The sequence below is a fragment of the Okeania sp. SIO3I5 genome (assembly GCF_010672085.1).
GTDB lineage: Bacteria > Cyanobacteriota > Cyanobacteriia > Cyanobacteriales > Microcoleaceae > Trichodesmium.
Genome location: NZ_JAAHHT010000421.1, coordinates 1 through 4,289, shown reverse-complemented (window position 1 = coordinate 4,289; position 4,289 = coordinate 1). Strand labels below are relative to the sequence as shown.

Sequence of the window (4,289 nt, the reverse complement as noted above, 5' to 3'; positions counted from 1 at the left end):
CACCTCCCACACCCTACTTAGAAAGTGGGAGAACTAAAATATATCGATACCCTGATTCAGCAGAACCTTGAATCCACAAAGATCCATTCTGTTGTTCTGCTAACTGGCAACTAAATAACAATGCTAATAGATCGCGGAGGGGGTTGGCAGCAACATTTTCTCCTTCTTTTGGCATTTTCTCAAAAATTATTTGTTTCAACTCCGCAAATGTTAGTTGTAATTTATTTAGGGTTAAACTAGACTTACTATTTTCTTCAATTGCAGATAACTTTTGGGAGTACAGTTGAGCATGAGGAAGATTATCTCCAAGAAGAGGATGAGAAACCCAGACTGCAACATTAAGTTCTTCTTGTTTTTCAGACAAATGAAGTTTGACTTCACTGCCTGAACCAGCAGATTGAATTACGCTATAAATTAAATTGTATAGTGTTTGTTCTAAAATTTCTTTATCAAACAAACCAATTTTCTGCTCGCTACGTCCAGCTAATAATTGTAATTCAACCTGCCGATAAATTATTTCTGGTTCTAGACCTCTAACTATTTGCTGACAGAGATTTTTCACGTCAACAGGAGTTGTTTCTAAATTTTGCCCAGATTCATCTAGTTCTGCTAAGGTAATAATTTGTTCAACTAGCGATCGCAAATATCGACTTCTCTCATTGATAACTTCTACATATTCTCTCTGTTTTTCTGTTAGAGATCCGTAGATTTCCTCGTTCAGAACACTTGCCATTCCCATAATAGAAGTTAACGGGGTTAACATTTCTTGGGTAACAAGAGTCAATAGGTTGCTTTTCAGTAAATTATCAGATGTAGCAAGAGATTTTTTAGTCATGGAAAAAAATTTAGTTCTTGTCAAATTGTATCAGTGACTATAGCAGTTTTCATGTCGATCAACTATAGCAAAATTGAAATAGCGCTTTTCACAAAGGTAGACTACAAAACTTCTGCCTTTGAGCCAAAATTTTTGTATTCTATAAATCTTGAAAACTACTATAAAAGCATTACCAATTAATTTTTTTGAATTTTGAATTTTGAATTTTAGCTTCCGTGTAGTCGCACTAGGGTCTTTAAGATTTAATTAATCATTCCTTCAAGGGAATTTTGCAAATCTTGAGTTAAGTCTGATATTGCTGTACGACGTTGAGTTTGGTAAGCTTCCCACCGTTGAGAAACAGAAATCGGTTGTCCCACCGTCATTTGTACCCTTTGTTTTCCTAATCTGGGACGTTTTAAGACATTACCACCCTTAATGCGATTGATCATATCCCATATTAACAAAGTTGTATCAGCAAATCTGTCTACTGTAGGCTTTTCCTTAATATATTTACCACTAACTACCACAAAACTTTCTACTAATCTCATGTGCCAAATCTGCAGACTAGCTTCTTGCGCAACTCTATTTGCCAAAGCTCTATCTACAGGAGAAAGAGTCGCCAAATTTTCAATATCTTCTCTATAAATACAATCCCATCCTGCTTGTTCAAGGCGACGACAACGATCTATAAAATTCCCTTTGGGATTAATATGAAAATATTCTTCTGCAACTTCTAAAGCAACATTAAGAAGATTATTGAGGCGCTCGCTTATACTGTCATTAACTTGATCATCTGTTAGAGGTTCAGAAGAACTTTCTTGAGTGAATTGAGGCAACTCTCGGTGATAGAATCGTCTATAAAAATCTTCCATTTTTGCTAGTAAATGACCAGCTAATCTCAAAAGTCTTTGATAAAGTTTAGAAGGTGCTAATTTTTCCTGGTCAGAAAGATTTTCCATCCCTGGAGACAAACCACTATCTTTTTCCAACTTAGTTAAAAGTTTCTCTACATTTTCCCAAGGTTCATCCAAGTATTTGTATTGAATACCAACTGGCAGAATAAATACTTCTTCAGAACGACTTGCTTTAGAAATATCCTCAACACACCAAAATCCCATTTGGGCAATACCAGGTTCTAAGGAACTAATTCTTTCATTATGACCATTAGTGGCTCCTTCTGGAGAGGCCATCATTGGTAAATTACCATTGGCAAATAATTCACGAGCCGATTTTAGTCCCTGACGGTCTAGTTTTCCTCGGAGAATTGAGGTTCCTCCCAGATACGAATACCACTTACCTACATAATCTCCTGCCCATAAAGGAATACCTCGATCAAAAAGAAAGTAATAGTGGAGAAGAGATGGAAGAGAGATTCCTTGTTGTTTGGCGAGTTTGGGCAATAAATACCAAATCATATATCCCAAGCAAAATGGGTCATCGGCACTAGGATGACGAAATGCCATGAGGAAACGAGTTTTGCCCTGGTAGAAGCTTTGATATTGTTGGACTAGGGTTTCTAGGTTGTCTACTTGTATCTCAGCAATGGATGTCTGGAACTTTAGCCACCAAGGTAACATTAGTTTGGTCCCTTGGCGTACTAGAGGCTTAAAGTTGGGTGGAATAAATTCTAGGGGGGGTTGAACGTGGATAGTTGAGTGAGGCATTGTGACTTTGGATTTTGGATTTGGTCATTTTCAGAGATTTAATACAAATATAAATTGTGGGATGTCCAAGAGTCGAGTTTTGAAGAAAGTTTTAGGTTTTAGGTCTTAGGTTTTAGGTTTTAGGTTGTAAGTCTTGAAGAAGGTTGTAGGTTGTGGGTTTTAGGTTTTAGGGCTAACTACTAAAGTCAAAAAAAATTGGAAAAAGTTGACATGATTGTACATTTTTTGTCAGAATAAAAAAATGTATACTAATTGATTTGAAGAAAGTAAATGACCAATTGAAATGAAATTAATATTGCACAAATTAAAGATGCTATTAAACCTGAAAACTTATAAATGTAAATGTTGTCTAAGTTAAGCGTTTATTTTGCAAGTTTTATCAAAATTAATTGGGTCTAAAACCCCGCCTTTTAAGGCTAAGGCGAAACGTTTTTGAAGCGTTGCTCTAATCCCCGTTACAAAAACAACTTCTGACTTCTGACTTCTGACTTCGTTAAGGTTGGATACTTTCATCAATCAGTATAATAAACGTTGTACATAAATATAGTCTTATGTAGTCAAACAATGTCAAATATCTTAGTTAATTTGTACAAGCATAGCTACTAAATATTTGACAAAATTTAATAACTATCGATCATGATGTTTAATGGTATAGTTACGTTAGCTAAAAATTCAAAACTAAATAATAATAAAAAATCCTAAATTATCGAATCCTAATATAATTTTAATTCCTTAGCAGAAAACAATGAAACAGAATGTAACCTCTCGCGAATACAAGGTTATGCTTCAGAAAGAGCGCTTTATTGGTTCGCAAGACGATCTTCTTCAAAAAGCTGGAGAATTTTGGAACGATTTCAAAGGTGTAATTCAAGATATTGTTATAGACACTGATGGCAGTCTGAATGAGATCGAGAAAGAAAGAACAATCAGATTTTATGACACGGCAGATCGCCGTATTCGGAAAAATAACTATGTTTTCCGAGAGCGAGTCGATCTTAATACAGGAAAACGGGAAGTCACACTCAAATATCGTCATCCAGATCGCTATATCTCTCAGGATAGAGATATGACTGCAGCGAATGTTAAGAATGGAAAAACAAAATTTGAGGAAGACATTAAACTTCCCTTTGTAAAGCTTTACAGTTTCTCTACAAAACAACCAATATCAAATAATAAAAATCTAAATAAGTTGAATGATCTTGGCAAATTGTATCCAGATTTTAAGAAGCGATTAAAATCTTATCAAAAGAATGAACCGATTGAGGTTGTGGGTGATTTCACTGCTAGAGAAATAGTTATTGCAGGTGCAGATTTTCAAATTAGGAATAGTCCTAAAGTGGAAGCTGAGTGTGCATTAATTGCTTGGTATGATATGCAAGGTGAAAAGGATAATCCAGTTGTAGTTGAATTTAGTTTCAAGTATGAAAATGAAAAGGAGAAATATGATGGAGAGACATCCCAAAGAGTTTACGATGTCTTTGGTAGATTAAAGGAAAAGTTAGCAGGATGGGTTGATCCTGATGGACAAACAAAGACTGCTTATGTTTATTCAAGAGCGAGTTGATTACTTATTACTTATTACTCCTACAACAGTTTTGTGGTCTACTCAACTGAAAAGCGCTGTAAAGATGAGCGTAGTTATGAAGATAGGAGTTTTTTTGATGTCCAATTAAACGGATTTAATATTATCCATGCCCGAATATGTGTCTAGCTTAGATTTTGATTTATTCATTTGAGTAGGGAACGCGCAATTTTTCACGAACTGTCATTAAAATCAGTCCTAATTTATTTTTGCCCGTACGATCTTT

At 35.1% G+C, this 4,289-nt stretch carries 3 protein-coding genes; 1 reads left to right on the top strand and 2 read right to left on the bottom strand.

Annotation, left to right across the window (positions count from 1 at the left end; all coding sequences use genetic code 11):
* Nucleotides 1-13: 13 nt before the first annotated feature.
* On the bottom strand, nucleotides 14-835 hold the full coding sequence (locus F6K40_RS39035; protein WP_293145327.1) for a sensor histidine kinase: 822 nt from the start codon (nucleotides 833-835) through the stop codon (nucleotides 14-16).
* Between the two features lie 242 nt (nucleotides 836-1,077).
* Nucleotides 1,078-2,481, bottom strand: coding sequence for a lysophospholipid acyltransferase family protein (locus tag F6K40_RS39030; protein ID WP_293145324.1), 1,404 nt, complete (start codon nucleotides 2,479-2,481; stop codon nucleotides 1,078-1,080).
* Between the two features lie 745 nt (nucleotides 2,482-3,226).
* Here F6K40_RS39030 and F6K40_RS39025 point away from each other — a divergent pair.
* Nucleotides 3,227-4,045, top strand: a complete 819-nt coding sequence (locus F6K40_RS39025) for a hypothetical protein (protein WP_293145321.1) — start codon at nucleotides 3,227-3,229, stop codon at nucleotides 4,043-4,045.
* Nucleotides 4,046-4,289: the final 244 nt, after the last annotated feature.

Bases quoted from the DNA above. Each gene is read 5' to 3' on its own strand.
- F6K40_RS39035 (WP_293145327.1), bottom strand. From the start codon at position 835: ATGACTAAAAAATCTCTTGCTACATCTGATAATTTACTGAAAAGCAAC.
- F6K40_RS39030 (WP_293145324.1), bottom strand. From the start codon at position 2,481: ATGCCTCACTCAACTATCCACGTTCAACCCCCCCTAGAATTTATTCCA.
- F6K40_RS39025 (WP_293145321.1), top strand. From the start codon at position 3,227: ATGAAACAGAATGTAACCTCTCGCGAATACAAGGTTATGCTTCAGAAA.